The 21,564-nt window shown below is 42.2% G+C and carries 14 protein-coding genes; 7 read left to right on the top strand and 7 right to left on the bottom strand.

Going from position 1 to position 21,564, the window contains the following annotated elements; translation table 11 throughout:
• The first annotated feature begins 132 nt into the window (after nt 1–132).
• The gene (locus H6G86_RS25895; protein WP_190936709.1) at nt 133–2,391 is read left to right on the top strand and encodes an ATP-binding protein; all 2,259 of its coding nucleotides are present in this window, start codon (nt 133–135) and stop codon (nt 2,389–2,391) included.
• Nucleotides 2,388–2,861, top strand: coding sequence for a response regulator (locus H6G86_RS25890; RefSeq protein WP_190936708.1), 474 nt, complete (start codon nt 2,388–2,390; stop codon nt 2,859–2,861). The genes H6G86_RS25895 and H6G86_RS25890 overlap by 4 nt, the downstream gene beginning before the upstream one ends.
• Before the next feature lie 530 nt (nt 2,862–3,391).
• Here the strand turns inward: H6G86_RS25890 and H6G86_RS25885 are convergent.
• Nucleotides 3,392–7,627, bottom strand: coding sequence for an ATP-binding protein (locus H6G86_RS25885; protein ID WP_190936707.1), 4,236 nt, complete (start codon nt 7,625–7,627; stop codon nt 3,392–3,394).
• Nucleotides 7,628–8,008: 381 nt separating this feature from the next.
• On the bottom strand, nt 8,009–8,164 hold the full coding sequence (locus tag H6G86_RS25880) for a helix-turn-helix domain-containing protein (RefSeq protein WP_190936706.1): 156 nt from the start codon (nt 8,162–8,164) through the stop codon (nt 8,009–8,011).
• A 545-nt stretch (nt 8,165–8,709) separates the two neighbouring features.
• Between H6G86_RS25880 and H6G86_RS25875 the strand changes: the two genes are divergently transcribed.
• Nucleotides 8,710–9,078, top strand: a complete 369-nt coding sequence (locus H6G86_RS25875) for a hypothetical protein (RefSeq protein ID WP_242064973.1) — start codon at nt 8,710–8,712, stop codon at nt 9,076–9,078.
• Nucleotides 9,079–9,203: 125 nt separating this feature from the next.
• On the opposite strand, the gene H6G86_RS25870 is transcribed toward H6G86_RS25875, so the two are convergent.
• On the bottom strand, nt 9,204–10,130 hold the full coding sequence (locus tag H6G86_RS25870) for a phosphodiester glycosidase family protein (RefSeq protein WP_190936705.1): 927 nt from the start codon (nt 10,128–10,130) through the stop codon (nt 9,204–9,206).
• 198 nt (nt 10,131–10,328) lie between these two features.
• The gene (locus H6G86_RS25865; protein WP_190936704.1) at nt 10,329–11,591 is read right to left on the bottom strand and encodes a DUF4912 domain-containing protein; all 1,263 of its coding nucleotides are present in this window, start codon (nt 11,589–11,591) and stop codon (nt 10,329–10,331) included.
• A 702-nt stretch (nt 11,592–12,293) separates the two neighbouring features.
• On the opposite strand from H6G86_RS25865, the gene H6G86_RS25860 reads away from it, so the two are divergent.
• From H6G86_RS25860 to H6G86_RS25845, 4 genes are all read left to right on the top strand, one after another.
• Nucleotides 12,294–15,644 carry a PAS domain-containing protein gene (locus tag H6G86_RS25860; protein ID WP_190936703.1) on the top strand — a complete coding sequence of 1,117 codons (3,351 nt, stop codon included), beginning with the start codon at nt 12,294–12,296 and terminating at the stop codon, nt 15,642–15,644.
• Between the two features lie 348 nt (nt 15,645–15,992).
• Nucleotides 15,993–16,457, top strand: a complete 465-nt coding sequence (locus H6G86_RS25855) for a response regulator (protein ID WP_199338426.1) — start codon at nt 15,993–15,995, stop codon at nt 16,455–16,457.
• On the top strand, nt 16,423–18,312 hold the full coding sequence (locus H6G86_RS25850) for a hybrid sensor histidine kinase/response regulator (RefSeq protein ID WP_190936702.1): 1,890 nt from the start codon (nt 16,423–16,425) through the stop codon (nt 18,310–18,312). The genes H6G86_RS25855 and H6G86_RS25850 overlap by 35 nt, the downstream gene beginning before the upstream one ends.
• A gap of 108 nt (nt 18,313–18,420) precedes the next feature.
• Nucleotides 18,421–18,804, top strand: coding sequence for a nuclear transport factor 2 family protein (locus tag H6G86_RS25845; RefSeq protein ID WP_190936701.1), 384 nt, complete (start codon nt 18,421–18,423; stop codon nt 18,802–18,804).
• Between the two features lie 67 nt (nt 18,805–18,871).
• Here the strand turns inward: H6G86_RS25845 and pyrR are convergent, their stop codons facing one another.
• The 3 genes from pyrR to H6G86_RS25830 all read right to left on the bottom strand — a co-directional run bounded on the left by pyrR (nt 18,872) and on the right by H6G86_RS25830 (nt 21,275).
• Nucleotides 18,872–19,408: a bifunctional pyr operon transcriptional regulator/uracil phosphoribosyltransferase PyrR gene (gene pyrR, locus H6G86_RS25840; protein ID WP_114082469.1), complete on the bottom strand. Its 537-nt coding sequence runs from the start codon at nt 19,406–19,408 to the stop codon at nt 18,872–18,874.
• 92 nt (nt 19,409–19,500) lie between these two features.
• Nucleotides 19,501–20,472: an adenosylcobinamide-phosphate synthase CbiB gene (gene cbiB / locus H6G86_RS25835; protein WP_190936700.1), complete on the bottom strand. Its 972-nt coding sequence runs from the start codon at nt 20,470–20,472 to the stop codon at nt 19,501–19,503.
• 362 nt (nt 20,473–20,834) lie between these two features.
• Nucleotides 20,835–21,275, bottom strand: coding sequence for an Rrf2 family transcriptional regulator (locus H6G86_RS25830; protein WP_012409421.1), 441 nt, complete (start codon nt 21,273–21,275; stop codon nt 20,835–20,837).
• Between the last annotated feature and the right edge of the window lie 289 nt (nt 21,276–21,564).

Here is a 21,564-nt window from a genome sequence, read left to right as displayed (position 1 = left end):
AGCTAAACTGGTTAAAATAAATAATTTTTAGTATCAATATTTTTTAGCAAATTTCCACTTTCACTCATATTTAAATCTTCCAATATCCAATACTCAATTTAGAGTTCCAATAAGGAGTTTGAGAAGCTAAGAATGACTGATGAGACGATTGATTTAACGAACTGCGATCGCGAACCGATCCACATTCCAGATCTGATCCAGCCTCACGGAGTTTTACTGGTTTTACAAGATCCTACCCTGGAAATCCTTCAGGTAAGTAGCAATAGCCAGGAAGTTGTTGCCCGTCAACCGGAAGAATTGCTGGGCAAGCCTCTGTCATACTTATTCAATGCCAAGCAGATTAAGCTGATTCAACAATGTCTGGCAGAGGATTTTGAGAGCATCAATCCCCTCAATTTTTCTATTAAGCGCCTAAATAAATCAATCTATTTTGATGGTATTGTACATCGTTTAGATAATATCATTATTCTGGAATTAGAGCCGAAACAAGCGAAGGGACAAATAACCTTTTTCGACTTCTATCAACAGGTAAGAGGAACAATAACCCGCATTCAAAAAGCACCCACACTACTGGAAATGTGCCAGATTGTGGTGACAGAAGTCCGGCGAATCACTGGCTTTGAACGCGTCATGGTCTATAAATTTGATCAAGAAGGGGCAGGCAGCGTCATCGCTGAAGACACCAATCAGGAAACGCCTTATCTGGACTTGCACTATCCACCCTCTGACATTCCCAAGCAAGCCCGACAGTTATACACTCTGAACTGGCTGCGGCTGATTCCCGATGCCAGTTACCAGCCTGTCGCCTTAATTCCAGCGAACAATCCTTTGACAAATCAACCCCTCAATCTGAGTCTATCGGTGTTGCGGAGTGTTTCTCCGATTCATCTAGAGTATCTACAAAATATGGGCGTTACTGCCTCTATGTCTATTTCTCTGATGCACGAAAAAAAGCTTTGGGGATTGATTGCCTGTCATCATTCTTCACCCAAATATATTTCTTACAATATTCGCACTGTGTGCGAGTTCATTGGACAGGTGATGTCTGTGGAACTGGCAAACAAAGAAGCGAGTGAAGACATTGATTACAAAAGCCAATTGAAATCATTGCAAACTCAATTTGTTGAAGAGTTATCTCAGGCTGAGTATTTTCTGGATGGTATGGTGCAACTAAAATCTCAATTACTTAATCTGGTTACAGCCACAGGAGCAGCGATATGCAGTGGCGACCAGTGCATTCAAGTAGGTAAAACACCATCTCAGGAAGAGGTTCATGCCTTACTCGATTGGATTAAACCGCACTTTTATCATAACTTGTTTGAGTCGCGATCGCTCACGAAAAATTATCCTGCCGCCGAGTCATATCAAGCGATCGCCAGTGGAGTGTTAGCCCTGGAAATTTCTAGAGTTCATCACAATTACATTCTCTGGTTTCGTCCAGAAGTAATTCAAAGTGTGAATTGGGGCGGCAACCCCAACAAACCTGTAGAAGTTCTCTCAGATGGTAGTTTACGGATGTCTCCTCGCAAATCTTTTGCATTGTGGCAAGAAACGGTGAAAGGATGTGCCCTACCTTGGAAACCTTGCGAAGTTGAAGCGGTTACTGAACTGCGAAGCCTGGTTGTGGGTGTTGTGTTGCGCCAGGCAGACAAACTGGCATCGATGAATTTTGAATTACAACGGAGTAACGAAGAACTCGATTCCTTTGCCTACGTTGCCTCTCATGACTTGAAGGAACCTCTGCGGGGCATTCACAACTATGCCAACTTCTTAATGGAAGACTATGCAGACGTATTGGATAACGATGGAATTGCCAAACTCCAAACTCTGGTGCGCCTGACGCAGCGAATGGAAGACTTGATCAACTCACTCCTCCATTTCTCCCGCTTGGGACGCGCCGAACTGATCCGGCAACCAGTGAATCTGAATGACTTAGTGCAACAGGTAATCGGCACTTTGACCATTGCCCGTCCCCAAAGCGAAGTCGATTTTCGTATTCCTCAACCCCTGAAAAGCGTTCAATGCGATCGCGCTCAGATTAATGAACTCTTCAGCAACCTAATCAGCAACGCCATTAAGTACAATGATAAACCGCAAAAGTGGGTTGAAATTGGTTGCGTTGAAGGAAATAGCGAAAGCAAAATTTCTCCCACTTCTCTGACTTTCTACGTTCGTGATAATGGCATTGGCATTTCAGAAGAACATCTTGACAAAATCTTTCAAATCTTCCGCCGCTTACATGGGCGGGACGACTTTGGAGGTGGGACTGGCGTAGGGTTAACCATTGCCCGCAAAATTGTGGAACGGCACGGTGGTAGGATTTGGGTGGAATCTATGCCAACTATTGGCAGCACATTTTACTTTACCCTGTCGGCGGAGGCAAATAGATGACTCGTATTTCAGTCTCCCCAATCCAGCAAACGCCCGTACTTTTAATTGTGGAGGATAGCAACGAAGACTTTGAGGCACTGCAACGATTTCTAGGGCGATCTTCCGTTGCGATCGCCATCAAACGGTGTGTAAATGGGGAACAAGCCTTAGCATTTCTTTATCGGACTGGTAGGTATGTTGAGCGCGAAAGTGCGCCCCGTCCCGGCTTGATTGTCCTTGATTTGAACCTGCCCGGAACCGATGGACGAGAAGTGTTGCGCCGGATTAAACAGGATGACAGCTTGAAAATGATTCCGGTGGTGGTGTTTACTACCTCTAACAATCCCAAAGATATTGAAGTATGTTATCAATACGGTGTCAACAGCTATATTGTTAAGCCAATCAATTTTGCTCAACTGAAACGAGATATTCAGATGCTAGTAGAATATTGGTTTGAAGTGACAACGCTGCCTGATTTCCTAGAGGATTAGTCATGAGTCATATCATGTTCGCTTAAAGACTTATTCGGGCAGGGGGAAATGACCCTTGTTTCCTTCTGCGAAGCAAGGCGGAGTATGGGTCAGTACAGTTCAGTTAAGAATTTCTTCCTTAGAGTTGTCGGGAAATAGGATGATAAATTTTTGAAAGCCTTATATAGTAAGCGTTTATAGTATTTCTTACAGGAATGACTGTAACCTTTGCCTGGTAATCTTTACAGCCATTTTTTTGTTATTACCCGACAAGTCTCTTATTTCTTCCTTATTTCTTCCTTTGCGTCCTTAGCGGTTCGTTAAAAAAATTGACTTTGACAAAGCGTTAAGCCTTAACTGAACCGTATTGGAGTATGGGTGTGATTACTCTTGCTCTTTACTCCCTGCCTCCTTGCTTATTTTTCAATAGTTTTTTGCTGATTATCAATCTTAGCGATCGCTGATATCATATCCGGTTAATTAGTTATGATTACCGCATCTGTGCAATAACCCTCTTTCCCCCTGCCCCCTGCCCCCTGCTTGTTAGAAACTCAGCCATTCCTACCAATCAGAGTTGCAATTGCCTTGACTAACTCATCTGGTTCAACGGGTTTAGACAGATGCCTTTGAAATCCTGATGCGATCGCTTGTTGCTGGTTGATTTCTCCAGCATAAGCAGTTAAAGCGATCGCGGGAATCTGTTTAGCTTGCTTTAGCTGCAATGCTCTAATTTGGCGCATTAGCATATAGCCATCTGTCTCTGGCATTCCAATATCACTGAGCAAAATATCTGGTTCTGACTCTGCCAATGCTTGCAGTGCTTCTTTTGCTGATGCCACAGCAATTACCCTTGCCCCAGCCTGTTCTAGCACAAATGTATGAAACTCACGGGTATCATCGTCATCGTCTACAACTAATATTTGAGTACCTGTAAGGATTTCATCTGTAGAAGAAACATTTAAAGGATCAATGTTTATATGTTGTTTTGGAGTTAACTCTTTTTTGATCAGGGGTAGCCTAACTCTAAAAATAGCTCCTTGCCCTTCCCCTAAACTTTCTGCCCAAATCGTGCCACCATGTAATTCTATTAAATGACGGACAATTGCTAACCCTAACCCCAAACCACCAAACCTTCGGGTTGTTGTGCCATCAGCTTGACGAAAATATTCAAATACATGAGGGAGAAATTCAGGGCTGATCCCTTTACCTGTGTCGCTGACGGTAATCTGAGCTTGAGAATCAATGCGTTCCAGTTGAATATTAATTTTTCCTTCTTCAGGAGTGAATTTGACGGCATTCGATAACAGATTCCAAATTACTTGTTGCAAGCGATCGGAATCACCTAAAACTTGCCCCAAAGAAGCATCTAGAATTGTCTGAATTTGAATATCTTTAGCCTCTGCTGCCAAACGTACTGTCTCCAACCCCGCCTCAATCACCAGTACTAGGTTGACGGGAAACATCTTCAGATTGAGCTTGCCTTGTAATATCCGAGAGACATCAAGCAAATCTTCAATGAGTTGAGCTTGTAATTTAGCATTGCGCTCGATGGTTGCAATCGCTTTTTTGATCTCTGCTGGCTGAAATTCACGGGTTTGTAAGAGTCTTGCCCAACCAAGAATGGGATTGAGAGGCGATCGCAATTCATGGGAAAGTACCGCTAAAAACTCATCTTTAATCCGGTTGGCTGTTTCGGCTTCAGTTCTAGCAGCTTGTTCAAGTTCCAGGAGACGATCGCGTTCGGCTTCTGCTGTCTTGCGTTCTGTAATGTCAATCACTGAGCCAATGTAACCTTTAAATTGACCGTCCACCCCAAACCAAGGATTAGCAGCATCGATTGTCCAGCGATACTCGCCGTCTTTGCGCTGCAAGCGGTACTCCATGCGGAAAGCCTCACACCGCTTGCTAGCTTCCAGGAAAATATTCCTAACCTCATCGCAATCTTCTGGATGTACGGCGTTCAACCAGCCAAATCCCAGACTCGTTTCTTCTCTTTGACCGGTAAAGTCATACCAGCTTTTGCTCAGATAGGTGCAATAGTTATTGGTATCTGTTACCCAAACCATGAAGGGGGCATTGTCAGCCATGTTGCGGAACTGTTCTTCGCTTTCACGAAGTGCTTTCTCTGCCTGTTTGCGATCGCTGATATCTGTAACAAAGATGCTTACTCCGTCAGCAAAGGGGTAGATGCGATTCTCAAACCAGCGTTGCCAAGTAGGATAGAAGTATTCAAACTGAACAACCGTCTGTTCTGCCATCGCCCGATGAACCTGGGTATAAAACTCGCTTTTGGCCACGTCTGGAAACACTTCCCAAATGATCCGATCTAGCAACTCTTCCTTTTGGATGCCCACAATTTCTGCTACGCGATCGTTGACAAAGGTGTAATTCCAGTTCCGATCCAACACAAAAAATTGGTCTTGGATGCCAGCGAGGACAGTTTCTAAGTGTGCTTTTGCGACCTCAGCTTCAATGCGTAGCCCTTGCTCTCGTTGCATTGCCTCCTCGCGGAGACGAGCCATTTTTAGAGCTGCCTCCACCCGTGCTAACAATTCCCGAGCCGAGAACGGTTTAATTAAGTAATCATCGGCTCCCGCTTCTAAACCTTCCACCCGTGCCTCTTCCCCCGCCCGCGCCGACAGCAGAATGATGGGAACTTTTTTCGTTTGCGGATTGGCCCGTAATTCTTGCAGCAGTCCAAAGCCATCTAATCCAGGCATCATTACGTCCGTCAGTACCAAATCTGGGACACGCCCACGGGCAGAATCCAAAGCCGTTAAACCGTCCGCCACTGATTCCACCTCATACTGCTGACTTAACAGCCGCTTGACATAATCACGCATATCTGCGTTATCGTCAGCCAGGAGAATTCGGGGAGAAGAAGGTGACAGGTTATAGGTGACAGGTGACAGGTAAGATTCCTCCCTATTCCCTATTCCCTGTTCCCTATTCCCTTCTTCGGGTAGCCAACGCAGAGCTTCTTCTAGATAAGGGATTGCACCTAAGGCAGTTGAAGCTAAGGTTCGAGGGGCGCTAATCCGGGCTGGAGGCAAATGAGCATATCCCGTTGGAATTGATACAGTAAAGCAACTTCCTGCTCCTAGAACACTGGTTACTTTGACTGTTCCGCCATGCATTTGCACCAATTCTTGCACCAGTGATAATCCAATTCCTGACCCTTCAAAAGTTCGTCCTTGCGCCCCTTTGACGCGGTGGAATCGTTTAAAAAGATGGGGAATTTCTTCTGCTGGGATACCTATTCCTGTGTCTTTGACTGCAAACTCAATATGGTCGTTTGCCCACTGCAAGCTTACCGCGATTTTTCCAGTCATCGTGAACTTGAAGGCATTGGAGAGCAGGTTAAGAACAATCTTTTCCCACATTTCCCGATCTACATACACTGCTGCTGAAAGGGAAGGACAATTGACCGATAATTCTATCCCTGCACGCTCTACTGCTGAACGAAATACACTAGCTAGTTCGGCGGTGAAAGTGGCCAAATCGGTGGGTTCATAAGAAGCTTGAACCCTTCCCGCTTCGATGCGCGAGAAATCTAGCAGACTGTTAACCAGTTTTAGCAGGCGGAGTCCATTCCGTTGCACCATTTCTAACTGCTCTCGTTCGTTGGCTGGCAGTAGGCTGGCGCAATTAGCTAAGGTTTCCTCTAATGGGCCCAACATGAGGGTTAGAGGGGTACGAAACTCGTGGCTGACGTTGCTAAAAAAAACAGTTTTAGCGCGATCAATTTCTGCTAAGGCTTCGGCGCGTTTGCGTTCTTCCTCGTAAGCTTGGGCGTTGGCAATGCTGGCTGCAATTTGAGCCGCAACTAAATCAAAGAATCTTCTATAATTATCGTCGAATAGCCTGAAGGGATTCAACCCAGCAATTAATATACCAGCTTTTCCGGTCTGACCGGATGGTGCAATTGGTACTGCGATCGCTTGATGGGGCGATCGCTCCCAAACACCACAGGGTAAGCTACTAAAAGACACTTCCAAATTAGAAATTAGTTTTGCCTGATGCGTTTCGATCACTTCCGCAAATGGCCAAACGCAATCAGAATCAAGATCGACTGTTTCAGGTGCTGCTACATGATTCTGCCCGATGCGGCACGTTCCAGCCAGAAAAACTTGTTGCTGATCTGGATCAACCAGATAAATCATTGCGAAAGGCAAATCGTAAGGGTTGCTTTCCAGACAATTTGCACTTAGTGTACAGGCTTGATCGAATGTCCTTGCGTCTGCCGTCCTAGCCGCTAGTTCGCGCAAAAGTGCTAACTGACGTTCACCAATGATGCGCTGAGTGTCGTCTGTATTGGCACAGATTATACCGCCTGTTTCGCCCTGGTCATTAGGAACTGGGCTGTATGAAAAAGTATAGTAGGTTTCTTCTGGATAGCCGTTGCGCTCCATAATTAGCAGTAGCGCTTCGTCATAAGTACCCTCGTTCTTCAACATCGCTGATTCTGCTCGAGGGCCAACCTGATCCCATATTTCCCGCCACACGCAGGAAGCTGGCTGCCCAAGTGCTTCTGGATGTTTGCCACCAATAATAGCCTTATAAGGGTCATTATAAAGGTTTATGAGTTCTTCGCCCCACCAAACAAACATAGGTTGGCGGCAAGTCAGCATAATTCGCACGGCAGTCTTTAAACTCTGTGGCCACTGCTGTGTTGGGCCAAGGGAGCTTTTTGACCAGTCCCATTCTCGCATCCTAGCACCCATTTCACCCCCGCCGATAAGGAAATTTACGTCGGCGTTGCTTGCTGACGTTGACTCGTTCTTCATTAATTCCTCTCGGTTGGTCATGCGTCGGTTAAAAGCTATATCTGTGGTCGTCTTTTTGCCAAAATTCCCTCTAAATTAGACGTTGATGCTCCTAAATAGTCATTTTAGAGGATATGCAAAGGCATATACAATTACATACAGGCTCTGCCATGACTTTTCAAAGCATTGAAATCGTCTTTTAGGGCAAGTTGCTGTTTTGGCTCTCTTCTATTGTTAACTTTATATGACCGATATTCCAAGCTATCAAGGAAGGTCAGTTCTTATTTAGAACTCACAGTGCCTACTCCTCTTTTCGGGAGTCTATTTTCTTAAGAATTTAACTTGGTTCACTTAACTCCTTGAGTAGATTATTAATTCGCTGTATTCTTAAGGGATAAGGTCTTACATCTTAATTTCGCAAGGGTTAATTGTTAGGAAAGTAACACTAAATTCGGCAGCAAACTTTTCTTTAGACAGATTTAACTCTTGCCGCAGGGCACGAATTAGTTTGCCAATATTAGTTTGCTTTGCCATAAGTCGGCTTACACTATGAGTCATATATATTAAAGTTCAGAAAGCACCATATAGTAACAATTTTTACGACAAAATGTTATTTTGCGTCTACTACTCTTGAGATAGAGATCGTGAACTCAAATCAGAGCATCACAACCTTACGATAACTTTAATTTATCGTTTCAAGAAACAAGACTATTTGATTTTATTCTATAAGTCGCTTTATCCTGAAATCAGTAGAGATTTGAACTTTACAAGACTTACACCAACAATATTGAAAATCTTTATTTTTAGTAGGGGCAATTTATGTAGACGCATACTCTTAGGTCGAAGCAAGGTGCGCGGAGTGTCTATCTGCGATACGCTGCGCGTTTGCGTAGCCTCCCGTAGGGAGCCTAGATAAGCAGCTACTTTACGAGTTCTCCAACAGCTAGCCGCAGCGTATTATCCCTATAGCGTGTAGTTTTGCGTATGAGATAAAAGTAGGTGTCTTGCCAAAATTTAAATACTAAACTAACGCTAAATTTACTAAAGAAATTTTGGTGTATCTATCTTTAAACTTTGATAAAACAAATAAGGAGAATAGCTAAATGCTAGATCAGCAGATTGATTGTCCCAGCAGACCTAAGACAAGCGCAATGATCATGAAACTTTTCCAAATCACTCTAGTAGTCTTAGTACTTTTAATAAACTTAGTAATTGCTTTCCCTTCTTGGGCAGAAAAAATGCCTTCTTCAAATAACAATCCTGACTATTTTCAAGTAGGACAAAAAGTCATTTGGCTTTACAAAGCTCGTGCGGATTCTAGTGATGTCCAAAGGATTCCCGCCGAAGTAGTTCAGTTAAGTTCTAAGCAAGTACAAATCAAGGTATACAAACATAACCACGAAGTTGTCAATCGTTGGGTAAATCCAAATAAGCTTGAGAATTTGAAAAAAGTCAAAGAGTCAGTATTTTAAAATTTAGCTATATGGAAGTAAACCTACTACAGCACGACGTAAATCCATCTATCATCTCAACTAACAATAGAAGTAGGGGTAATTCATGAATTACCCCTACCAAGGTTAATAATTTTAAACTCTATTTATTTTTTATAGATCAAAAAAACTGAACCAATTGGCCCAAGATTTTCTACATAAGTTTTTTGGTTATAATACAATCCTGGAGACATACCTCCATCAAATAAAATTCCTTCTTGAATATTACCTAAACAGTTATTGTTAGCAATGCCTTGTAAGACATTATCAAACATATCTGGTAGTAACTCTTGATTAAGTTGAGATAATTCAATCTCTGAATTAGCTTTCAAGTCATTAACTAATAGTATTACATAGCCTTGACTAGTGATAGCTGCCAGAGAGCGATTAGTTGCATTTTTACAAGCAAGTTCTCCCAAATCTTGACAAATATCTTTAAACTTACCCTGACGATAGAATCTGCCATTACCACCTACTAAATTGTAATTGAGAATATCGTTTTTTCTTCTACCAGCTTGGATAGTAGCCTGCCTTTGGTTGGGTGTACCTCCTGATATCCCAAAGGAAGAACGTTTGTTTTTAAACGCTCCTGAATATTCTATACCACGAGAGACATTTAAACCTTGTGGCTTATTATCAGTATCTATGTAATCGGCATTAATTGCGGCAATCGGTAGCTGTCCGTTTAATTTGGCATTTTCATCGCCGATGAGTTGATGAAACTGTTTTGGAATGTATTCTTTACGCACCTTCCCTCTGGCATCTTTGGTGTAAAGTTTATGAGATAGACCAACATTAACTTTGAAATCTAATTCTGCTGATTTGGGATTAAAAATAATCACATTGTTAATACCTCTGGAATTTTTTTTACCTTGATTATTAGTTTTAAAAAAATCAATACTGAATTTAGGATTTTTGCCAGGGCAAGTTTTAGATGCTTTGGGGACTGGATTTGCTTCAATCTGTTGACAACCTGATAACAAGCTTGCACCAATTATCGAGATAAATAACAAAAATAATTTTTTGGTTGACATAATAATGCAAAAAAAACCGCTACAGAATTACTATAGCGGGGAATAATTTAAAATGTAAGGATTCAGAAGTCAGGAGTCAGAATCCAGAATGATTAGAAAATCAAGGATATTATGGCTTCTTAATTATGATTTCTGGATTCTGGATTCTGAATTCTTGCTTTAAAATTTCAGTCTGAAATTAATCTGAATAACTACAACTTAAGAGAACCATTCTAAAACAGCTTCTTCTTTAGTGTTAGTATTCCGAGATGGTGTCTCACGATTAAATTTCATCTGAATTGACCGAGTTTGCTCACCATCCGCAGCTACAGCCAGAATTGGATAGTCAATTAAACCATCTTGGAAGGACATTTGGAAGCGGAATGTCCCATCTGGATTTAGCTGAATTGGACGGCCACCAATGGTTACGGTAGCGTCGGGTTCGGTTGCACCGTAAACTATCAATTCAGCATCGGCAATTAACCAGAACTGGCGCGGACGCACTGGGACGGCGGAAGCGGAGAAGCCAACACCTGACATTCCTGCACCGGAAGCGGTTAAGCCTGAGACGGTGGGAACTGCCCACATACCCACACCAGATGGGAAAATGTAGGAACTAAGGGCTTGTTCAGGACGCGCTGAACCTGGTACTTGATGCTGAGAACCGAAGATAGAACCAGCGACTCGTAGCGCTTCGGCAGATTCGGCTAAACCAAAGATTTGGTCGTAGATAGGATTGCCGTTAGTGTTTACACCACCATTGGCGGTAGCTGTAGCTGCAATCTTCTTGGCTGGGGGAACTAGTTCGTACTGAGTCTTACCGCGCAAATCTTCTTCAAAGTTGACAGTGATGAAGACATCTTCAATCCAGTCTGAAGGATAGACGGGGGGAATGTGTACTCTAGCAGAACGAGCTAGTACTAACCAGCGACCATCAGCAGCACGATAGCCGATATCTATCACATAATCGCGATCGCTAACTGGAACTGGTAGATACCATTCTCTAGCTAGTTCATCAGCAGGATATTCTTGAATGCTGTGAGGGCTTTGGTATTCGATATTGATGTCGGTGACATCATAAATCCGTAGCGCGAGTTGTTGTCCCCCTTGGCGGCGCAGTTCCTCTTTATGTTCATTGGGGATATCCCAGTAAGTGTAAGCCCACTGTGGATCGCGCGGTAAGAGGACAATCCGGCTTTCACCATAGCCAGAAGGCAAATCTGCGAGTCCTTCATCAACATCAGCTAGAGATCCACCTGTACGATCTTCCTGACCTAATTCAAACTTAGCAGCTTCCACGGTTTCCTGTGCCTCCAATGAACGAGATGGACTGAGCAAACTTTTGCTTCGCTGGACTTCTAAAATTGATGCCAGCAATTGTGATTTACGCATTCGGCTATAGCGAGAGATGCTATATTCGCTGGCAACTTTTCGTAGTTGCCGTAAGGTCATCTCCTCTAGGGGCGGGCGTTCTTTTGCCATTAATTTGGCCTCCAGTAGTGTAAGCGGTAAATGATTTCCCCTGGTTAAAGAATGCTATATAAAAGGTCATCCACATCCAGATGAATTTCTTATTCCTGACTCCTGGTTTTGCCCAGTTTTAAGTTTTTTAATCTGTTTTTAAATTGAGGTAACTTCTAAAATTCCTGGTTATGCCAAAATTAGCATTTCTTTGGGATCGAAGAAGTTCTGTTTGTTAAGTCAATATTAACCACTAAGCATATCTAGGGATCAAGTGTTTCCTATAGCTTTTTTGACTATATTACGAATTTATAAGCTTTTCTGGGATCGCAATGTCATGGAAACATGACATTGCTGATCAGCATCATTTTGTTCCCTGGTACAAATATCAAGATTCCATGACATTTAGCTGTGGGCTAGCCAAAAACCGCAATCTACAAAGAAAGGAGTAGGATTCAACGGGGTTGGATGTGGGCAAGGGAGCAGGGGGAAATGACTCCTGCTATGGAACCGGAAGATGGGTTTGAGTGCGTTACTTCAACAACCTGGGTTCAATTCCCATCTGAATTATCCCCTTACCCCTTACCCCTTACCCCTTACCCCTTACCCCTTACCCCTTACCCCTTACCCCTTACCCCCTTCCCCCTCGCTATGATTAGTTAACATCCTCCCAGTAATGCGAAAAAGTGAAATGAAGGGCGATCGCTCCCAGGATAAACTCAAATGACTAACCTGATTCTGGTTGTAGACGACGACAATTTTATGCGAATGCATCTGTGTAAGCAATTGACAGATGCAGGGTATCAGGTGGAAGAAGCAAGTAACGGGCTAGAGGCGATCGCTATCTATACTCGCCTCCAACCAGATATAGTACTGTTGGATATTATGATGCCAGTGATGGATGGGTTTAGTTGCTGCGCTCAACTGCAAGCACTTTCCAACGGCAAAAACACACCAGTGTTAATGATTTCTACTTTTTCCGATCAAGCAACCGTAGATAAAGCTTTTGCTCTGGGTGCAACTGACTTTATTACTAAGCCGATTCAATGGCCAATATTACATCTAAGATTGCGCCGTCTTTTAGAAGCTAATCATGCCATACAGGAATTAAGACAGCAAGCTATACAGGCACAATTGCGGGAAGTCGAACTCAAGATAGCATTAGATGCTGCTCGTATGGGCATCTACAACTGGGATCTGTTGACGAACAAAATTACTTGCTCAGATAATCTAGAAGCAATTTTTGGCTTAGAGAAAGGCACTTTCAACTACACATATCAAGCTTTTCTCCACTGCATTCATCCCCATGATCGCGATTTCGTCAGGCGATCGCATCAGCAAGCTATTAAGGATAGAGCCAAATATGAAATTGAATTTCGAGTTATTTTACCCGATGAGAAAATTCGTTTTTTAGCAAACAAAGGAGTTGTCGTTGTAGATACGTCTGGTATAGCTGTGCAAATATCTGGGGTATACATGGATATCACCAAGCGCAAGCAAGCGGAGGAGGCCCTAGAAGTTCATGCTAACCAGCAAGCAATGGTGGCAGAACTAAGTCAAATGGCTTTAGCTGGTACAGATTTGACTACACTGATGAACTCATCTGTAACAATCGTCGCCCAATGTCTCAAAGTTGAGTTTTGCAAAATTTTGGAACTCCTGCCAGATAATCGGAAATTACTGCTACGTGCTGGAGTCGGTTGGCAACCTGGACTTGCGGGAAAGGCGATCGTGAGCGGGGAGATAAATTCTCAAGCTGGTTATACTCTGCTTTGCGATGGACCAGTGATTGTTGATGACCTCCGTGCCGAAACGCGATTCAATGGGCCACCACTACTACATGAGCATCAAGTGGTGAGCGGCATTAGCGTAGTGATTTATGGCAAAGAGCGACCTTTTGGTGTCTTTGGCGCACACACAACCAGACACCACATTTTTACCAAAGATGACATTTCTTTTCTCCAAGCTGTTGCCAATGTTCTCGCTACAGCCATTGAGCGCCAACGCGTGGAAGAGGCACTCAAAGAAAGTGAAGAACGCTGCCAGTTAGCCGTGCAGGGCAATAATGATGGCATTTGGGACTGGAACGTTAAAAATAATCAAGTATATTTCTCAACTCGCTGGAAAGAAATGCTTGGTTACGCAGAACATGAAATTTCCAATCATTTAGACGAATGGGCAACACGAGTACATCCAGATGATATTGGATTTGTCAGACAAGCGATCGCCGATCACTTTGCTAAGATTACCCCGTTTTTTATCAGCGAACATCGAGTCCGGTGCAAAGATGACACCTATAAATGGGTTTTGGATCGCGGTCAGGCAGTGTGGGATGAAGATGGTAATGTTGTGCGGATGACAAGTTGCCATACAGATATCACTGAACGAAAACTGGCAGAAGAACAACTGCGTCAGAGCGAAGAACGTTTCCAAATAGTCGCCCATGCTACTAACGATCTTTTATGGGACTGGGATTTGCTGACTGATGAGGTGTGGTGGAATCAAGCTTTAGAAAAACTTCTGGGTTACTCAAAAGAGCAAATCACATTTACCGCTAATTGGTGGTATGAACATATACATCCAGACGACAGGCAGAGAATCGCCTCCCAAGCGCGGACACTGATAGATAGCGGTGAAAAATTCTGGTCAAATGAATACCGTTTTCGTCGCAGCGATGGTTCTTATGCCTATATGTTTGATCGCGGTTATGTCGTTCATGACCAAACAGGTAAACCAGTGCGGATGATGGGCGCGATGATGGATATAAGCGAACGGCAAGCCGTACTGCGCGATCGCGATCATGCCCAAGCAGCATTAGAACTCCAAAATTTGCGATCGCAACTATTCGCTAATATCACCCTGAAAATTCGTCAGTCTTTACAAATCGATGAAATTCTGCAAACCAGTGTCAAAGAAGTGCAAAAGCTACTGCTTGCCGACCGAGTATTAATCTTGCGCCTACAGCCAAATGGCTCTTTCATAGCGGTTCAAGAGGCAATAGTTCCTGGTTTACCTGTTGTACTGGGGCAGCAAATTATCGACCCTTGCTTTCGCGATGATTATATTGAGCAGTACCGCCAAGGACGAATTAATGTCATTAACGATATCAAAGAAGCTGATATCCAACCTTGCCACGTTGAATTACTGGAACGATTTGTCGTTAAAGCCAACCTTGTAGTCCCGATTTTCCTCAAAAATCAGCTGTGGGGACTGCTAATTGCCCATCAGTGCGCCCATCCCCGCCAGTGGACTAGCTGGGAAATTGAACTTTTACGACAGCTAGCAGATCAAATAGGCATTGCCTCAACTCAGAGCCTCATTCTAGAACAAGAAACTCGGCACAGAGAAGAACTCACGCGTTCTAATGAAGAACTAAAACAATTTGCATTTGTCGCCTCCCACGATTTGCAAGAGCCACTGCGTAAAATTAAAACTTTTGGCGATCGGCTCAAAAGCACCTGTGGCGACACCTTAAGTGAACAAGGACGTGACTATCTAGAACGAATGCAGAATGCTGCATCAAGAATGCAGATATTAATTGAAGACTTGTTAACACTTTCACGAGTTACTACCAGAGCGCAACCTTTTGTATCAGTAAATCTGACAAAGATTGCCCATGAGGTATTGTCTGATTTAGAAATTTATGTACAGCAAACTGGAGGAAGTGTAGAAATAGAACAGTTACCCACCATTCAAGCTGATCCTATACAGATGCGTCAATTGTTGCAAAATCTAATTGGTAACGCCCTCAAATTCCATCGCCCACAAATACCACCAGTTATCAAAATCTATAGTAAGATATTAAACAATCAAGCAGATAACATATCTAGTAATTCTGGATTTTGCCAAATCATCGTAGAAGATAATGGTATTGGTTTTGAAGAAAAATATCTCGACCGGATTTTTAATGTTTTTCAACGTTTGCATAGTAGCATTGAATACGAAGGCACTGGTATAGGTTTAGCGATCTGCCGGAAAATAATTGAGCGTCATCATGGACATATCACAGCCCAAAGCAAACCTGGGCAAGGAGCAAAATTTACAATCATATTGTCAATTAATTCCCATTCTTGATTTTTATTCCTAGAGAGGGATTAATACTAAATCCCAAAATTAGCTTAATTGTACAATTGCCACTCGTAATTTGTAGGACTGATGTATTGTACAAATCAACCATAATGTTAATTATTAATAAGATTAGATTATTTCAGGCTATTGGCACCACCAAAGCTATTTGTTGTTAGACATCGCCTTCTATTAGCAAAGAAATAAAACTTTCAGATCCTAAACAAATAAATTGCATAAGTAATGATTTTTGTCAACGGAAGAGTTACCATCTATGCCAGCTTAATAACTCGATTCATAATAAATTACTACAAAGGAGACGATGTGGAGGGTCGAAAAAGAAATCTCACCATCTTAATGGCTGATGACGATGAAGACGATGGCATCTTGGTTCGTGAGGCATTGGCAGAGAGTCAATTGCCAATTGAACTATACATCGTGAGTAATGGTGAAGAGTTGATGGATTATTTGTACCATCGTGGTCAATATGTAAACAGGAGCAGTTTACCGCATCCTGGTTTGATTTTATTAGATTTGAATATACCGAGAATTAACGGTCTTGAGGCACTCAAACAGATAAAATCTGACCCCCAACTGCGGCAAATTCCAGTTGTAATACTAACAACATCACGAAGAGAAGAAGATATATATAATACTTACCATTTAGGTGCGAACTCCTTCATCATTAAGCCAGCGCCTTTTGCCTCATTAGTCGAGGTCATGGACACTTTAGTCAAATACTGGTTTGAAATCGTGAAACTACCACTAGAAGCAGTGGGAGAAAAACATGGACAACAGCCCTATCAAAGTTTTGTTCATTGATGATGACGAAGATGACTATATTTTGACTCGTTACTGGTTCAGTGAATTTCAGGTAGCAGACTGCGAGTTGGAGTGGGTGAATAATTATGAAGCAGCAAGAAATGCGATCGCTCGCCACCAACATGACGTTTATCTTGTAGACTACCGTTTGGGGCCACACAATGGACTGGAACTTTTGCGCGAAGCAATTGCCAACGGCTGTTCTTCTCCCATAATTTTACTAACTGGTCAGGGCGACTGGGAAATAGATATCGAAGCGATGAAAGCTGGAGCCGCAGATTATCTTGAAAAAAGCCAGTTGACTGCACCTTTATTAGAGCGTTCTATCCGCTACGCCATCGAGCGCAAACAGACAGAACAGAAAATCCGCGAACAAGCCGCTTTACTCGATGTTGCCACCGATGCAATTTTTGTGCGTGATTTAGACGATAAAATTTTATTTTGGAACAAAGCTGCTGAGAGTCTGTACGGTTGGAAAAAAGAAGAAGTAATTAATAAGAAAACACGATCTCTCTGGCATGAAAAACATCCGTCTAAAGTTCAAGAAGCACTCAGTGTTTTGATGAAAAATGGCTCTTGGGAGGGCGAATTACAGCAAAAAACAAAATCAGGTAAAGAAATTATTGTCGAAAGCCGTTGGACACTAGTGCATGAATTCGGCAATAAAGCACAATCTTTTCTCGTTGTTAACACTGATATCACACAAAAAAAACAACTTGAAGCGCAATTTCTCCGCGCCCAGCGATTGGAAAGCATTGGTACTTTAGCCAGTGGTATCGCCCACGACTTAAATAATATTCTTGCGCCTATTTTGATGACAGCTCAACTGTTAGAGGCACAAGTCCATGATGAGCGTTCTCGGCGACTGTTGCCAATATTGATTACAAACACTAAACGCGGGGCAAATTTAGTCAAGCAAGTATTATCTTTTACTCGCGGGCTTGAAGGCGATCGCACAATATTGCAATTAAAGCATTTAATAATAGAAATTCAGCAAATTATTAGAGAAACATTTCCCAAATCCATTGAAGTTTCCACTCAAATTTCGCAAAATCTCTGGACTGTATGTGGTGATGCCACCCAACTGCATCAGGTATTGATGAATTTATGTGTTAATGCTCGTGACGCTATGCCAAATGGTGGAACTTTGAAAATTTCGGCGGAAAATCTCTTAATTGATGAAAATTACGCCAAGATGCATATCGAAGCTCAAGTTGGCCATCATGTCGTTATTACTGTTACTGATACAGGAATTGGGATTAAATCAGAAATATTAGATCGCATATTTGATCCATTTTTTACTACCAAAAGACTCAATAAAGGTACTGGTCTTGGTCTTTCTACAGTCCTTGGCATTATTAAAAGCCACGGCGGTTTTATCAACGTATGTAGCGAACAGAGAAAAGGTAGCCAATTTAAGGTATATTTGCCAGCACAAGACGCGGCGGAAACTATAGAAGAAGAAGACCAAAGACTACCTTCAGGACAAGGAGAATTAATTTTAGTTGTAGATGACGAAGCTGCCATTCGAGACGTAACAAAAACATCCTTAGAAAGCCATAATTATAAAGCAATGACAGCTAGTGATGGCATTGAAGCAATAGCCTTATATGCAGAACATCGAGATGAAATATCTCTTGTCTTGACTGATATGGTAATGCCGTCTATGGATGGGATAACTACTATCCGCACCCTGCGAAAAATTAACCCAGATGTCAAAATTATTGCCGTCAGCGGACTAACTTCGACTGATAAAGTTAATACAGCCTATGATATGGGTATTAAAGCCTTTTTATCTAAGCCTTATACAGCTAGTCAATTACTGCAAATTATTAGCACAGTTCAAAAGATTTAGGAATTTGAAATTGGGCATGGGGCATTGGGCATTACTAATTTATTTGTCAAACTTGAGAGTTATAATTTAGTGAATCCTAACTTCTAACTCCTAACTATTAAATTACCCATGACAAAGGATGAAGTCTTAGCGGCTAATGCAGCTTTTTATCGAGCTTTTGAAAGAAAAGATATTGAGATAATGAGTGCCGTATGGTCACAAGGAACTGGTAGTTTTTGTATTCATCCTGGAAGTAATATACTACGAGGTTGGAAGGAGATTCGCATCTCTTGGGAGCAGATATTTAAAAACACCGCTTATATCGAAATAAACACAGATATAATTGCTACAGAAATAGTTGATAATATTGCTTATATTGTGCTGAGAGAAAATGTATTCCAAGTAGTAGCTGGGAGAAGACTTGAAGCACAATCAACAGCTACAAATATATTTCACTTTCTTGGTGGAAAGTGGTATTTAGTTCATCATCATGGCAGTCCAGTTTTGCGGTGAGGAATGGGGAATGGGGACTAGAGAAGAGTTTTACAATACCCAAGACTAATGACTAAATGACTAATGACTAATGACTAATCAACTCTACTGCATCTCGTCCATCGTAATTTTGTAAGTAAACTTTCACAACTTCCTCTTTAGCAGTAGGTAACTTCTTTCCAATAAAATCTGGGTGGATTGGTAATTCTCGATGGCCCCTGTCTACTAACACGGCTAAACGAATCACCTCTGGTCTACCGTAATCGTTGACTGCATTCAAAGCAGCGCGAATTGTCCGTCCTTTAAAAATCACATCATCCACGAGTACAACCGTTTTCCCCGTAAGGTCAAAAGGAATTTCACTTTTCGTTGGAGTCCGCAATCCAATCTTGTCGAGGTCATCTCGATAAAATGTAATATCCAAAGCGCCAACTGACACAGCTACACCTTCCAGCGTCTCAATCTGACGCGCCAACAATTCGGCTAATAACGCACCCCTGGTATAAATACCAAGAAGCACCAGTTGAGACAAATCACGTGTCCTTTCCACAATTTGAGAGGCGAGGCGAGTTAAGGTACGACGGATTTCTTCGGATGAGAGAATTTCAACTACTTTAGCAGACATAGGGAATAATAAGTTAGGAGTGATGAGTTAACAGAGACGCGATTAATCGCGTCTGTACAAGAGTTAGAAGTTTTTATTCTTAACTCCTAAATTTACTTGTTTGGGAGTATTAAGAATATTGCGATCGCTATGCCTAACCATAGCAAAAAACAATATCGAGTTAACTGCAAAGCATTTTGAATAGATGTTGCAGTAATGGGATAAATAGCATCTCCTAGCAGTGGTTTGTACTTAGCCACCCCACGATACCAATTTGTACCTCCCATCTGCACACCCAAAAAAGCAGCATAGACACACTCACTCCAGCCAGAATTGGGACTAGGATCGTTAATTGCATCCCGACGACAAATTCGCCAAACCTGCATTGGTTTACCCGATAACAGCGCCAGAGTCACGACTGTTAATCGACAAGGTAGCCAAGTTAAATAATCTTCTAACCGCGCACAAAACCATCCCAAATAAGTATAGGGTGCTTCTCGGTATCCCACCATTGAATCAAGGGTACTGCTGGCTTTGTATGCTAAAGCCAAGGGAGTTGGCCCCACAATTGGCACAAAGACACCAACAATTGCATAAAAAAGCGGAGCCATGACTCCATCGGTAGCATTTTCTGCAACCGTTTCTAAAACGGCTCGCAAAATTTCTGGTTGTGAGAGGTTTTGGGTATCTCGACCAACGTAATTACTTAAAATCTTCCGAGCTTTCTCCAAATCTCCTGCTGTTAAAGGTTGTAAAACAGCTACTGCTGCTGCTCGCAAACTTCTACCAGCAAAACAACTAGCTAAAAGAATGGAATCAATTGCAATTCCCAACCACGGATGAACCCATCTGGCACTTTGAATAATCAAAAAACCAACAAGACCGCTACCAATTATTAAAATAATCCCTAGTACAATTCCAGCTAGGCGTTGTATAAGAGGATTTTTATACAATTGGAGAAAAAATTTGCTTAGGTGAGAAATTACCCACCCCATAATTTGTACTGGATGAGGCCAATCCCAAGGATCGCCAATTAAGTAATCTAAAAATGCAGCAATTATTAAAATATAGATGCTATCAGTCATAAGTCATGAGTCAAGGGTCAATCAATTTTGGATTTTGGGTTACATCTTTGGTGCGCTTCCAGAGCAACTTGGATTTTAGATTGACCCCGACCACGTTAGTGTAGTGGTACAAAATCCGAGTAATTGGCTCTTATAACACAGCGTTAGCGGTAGCTTACTCCTGCGGGGAGTGCAGCATTTTGTACAGAGGAACGAGCATTTGTAGAAGCGTCCGATTTGAAATTGAGGATTTTCGATTTGTTCCCCTCACGAAAGCGTTGGGGGACGAATTACCGGGTGGGGTATCAACCAAAAAATCTAAAATCCTATTCAATATTTAAACTATTAGACCGGAGGCGGAGCGTCTCCGGCTCCGCTCTTGGCTAAACCACAAAACTGGCTTCTTCCCCAAGGGAAGCTTGCCAGCTACGAGCATCGTAATAAAGGTCTGCCAGAGTAATACTGTACAAAGCTTCTTTGAGCTTTTGGTTGAGTCTTTGCCAAAGGCTAAATGTTACCCAATCTTCAGCTTGTGTAGGTGCTGGGGTGTGATGAGGTAAATGGCTAGTTTCGCCAACTGCTTCTAAAATTTGTCCTATAGATATTTGTGCAGGCTCTCTTGCCAATTGGTATCCGCCGATGCTGCCACGAATTGATTTAACTATTGATGCACGACGCATTTCTATTAGTAGTTTTTCGAGATAAGGAGCAGGGATATCTTGACGTTTAGCGATCGCTCTTACAGATACAGGCCCATATTTTGGCTGTAAACTCAAATCTAGCAACGCCTTTACACTATAGTGTCCTCTGGTAGTTAGTTTCATTTTGGCAAGCTTTGTTGTTTATGCTTTGTCATTTGTCCTTTGTAAATAACCAATAACCAACGACCAATAACTAAGGATCAGTTTTACTTATCATTCTGTAACTCAATTATCATCCTCAGCAAATAAACAACCTTTAGAGCGTTAGTTTAGAAAACTTAAACAAGTATAGTTTAGCAGTGATTTACAAACTATATATATAGCGATCAGCATTGCCAGCATTCTCTAAAATAGATTGTCTTGACAATATTGTTAATGGCATAACAATTGTGCATCTGAGTGTAATATACTT

Source organism: Nostoc sp. FACHB-133, from assembly GCF_014698055.1.
Classification (GTDB): Bacteria; Cyanobacteriota; Cyanobacteriia; order Cyanobacteriales; family Nostocaceae; genus Nostoc.
This window is presented reverse-complemented; position numbering and strand designations above follow the sequence as displayed.

Bases quoted from the DNA above. Each gene is read 5' to 3' on its own strand.
- H6G86_RS25860 (WP_190936703.1), top strand. From the start codon at position 12,294: ATGACTAACCTGATTCTGGTTGTAGACGACGACAATTTTATGCGAATG.
- H6G86_RS25885 (WP_190936707.1), bottom strand. From the start codon at position 7,627: ATGAAGAACGAGTCAACGTCAGCAAGCAACGCCGACGTAAATTTCCTT.
- H6G86_RS25845 (WP_190936701.1), top strand. From the start codon at position 18,421: ATGACAAAGGATGAAGTCTTAGCGGCTAATGCAGCTTTTTATCGAGCT.
- H6G86_RS25870 (WP_190936705.1), bottom strand. From the start codon at position 10,130: ATGTCAACCAAAAAATTATTTTTGTTATTTATCTCGATAATTGGTGCA.
- H6G86_RS25865 (WP_190936704.1), bottom strand. From the start codon at position 11,591: ATGGCAAAAGAACGCCCGCCCCTAGAGGAGATGACCTTACGGCAACTA.
- H6G86_RS25880 (WP_190936706.1), bottom strand. From the start codon at position 8,164: ATGACTCATAGTGTAAGCCGACTTATGGCAAAGCAAACTAATATTGGC.
- H6G86_RS25895 (WP_190936709.1), top strand. From the start codon at position 133: ATGACTGATGAGACGATTGATTTAACGAACTGCGATCGCGAACCGATC.
- H6G86_RS25850 (WP_190936702.1), top strand. From the start codon at position 16,423: ATGGACAACAGCCCTATCAAAGTTTTGTTCATTGATGATGACGAAGAT.
- cbiB (WP_190936700.1), bottom strand. From the start codon at position 20,472: ATGACTGATAGCATCTATATTTTAATAATTGCTGCATTTTTAGATTAC.
- H6G86_RS25875 (WP_242064973.1), top strand. From the start codon at position 8,710: ATGCTAGATCAGCAGATTGATTGTCCCAGCAGACCTAAGACAAGCGCA.
- H6G86_RS25855 (WP_199338426.1), top strand. From the start codon at position 15,993: ATGGCTGATGACGATGAAGACGATGGCATCTTGGTTCGTGAGGCATTG.
- H6G86_RS25830 (WP_012409421.1), bottom strand. From the start codon at position 21,275: ATGAAACTAACTACCAGAGGACACTATAGTGTAAAGGCGTTGCTAGAT.
- H6G86_RS25890 (WP_190936708.1), top strand. From the start codon at position 2,388: ATGACTCGTATTTCAGTCTCCCCAATCCAGCAAACGCCCGTACTTTTA.
- pyrR (WP_114082469.1), bottom strand. From the start codon at position 19,408: ATGTCTGCTAAAGTAGTTGAAATTCTCTCATCCGAAGAAATCCGTCGT.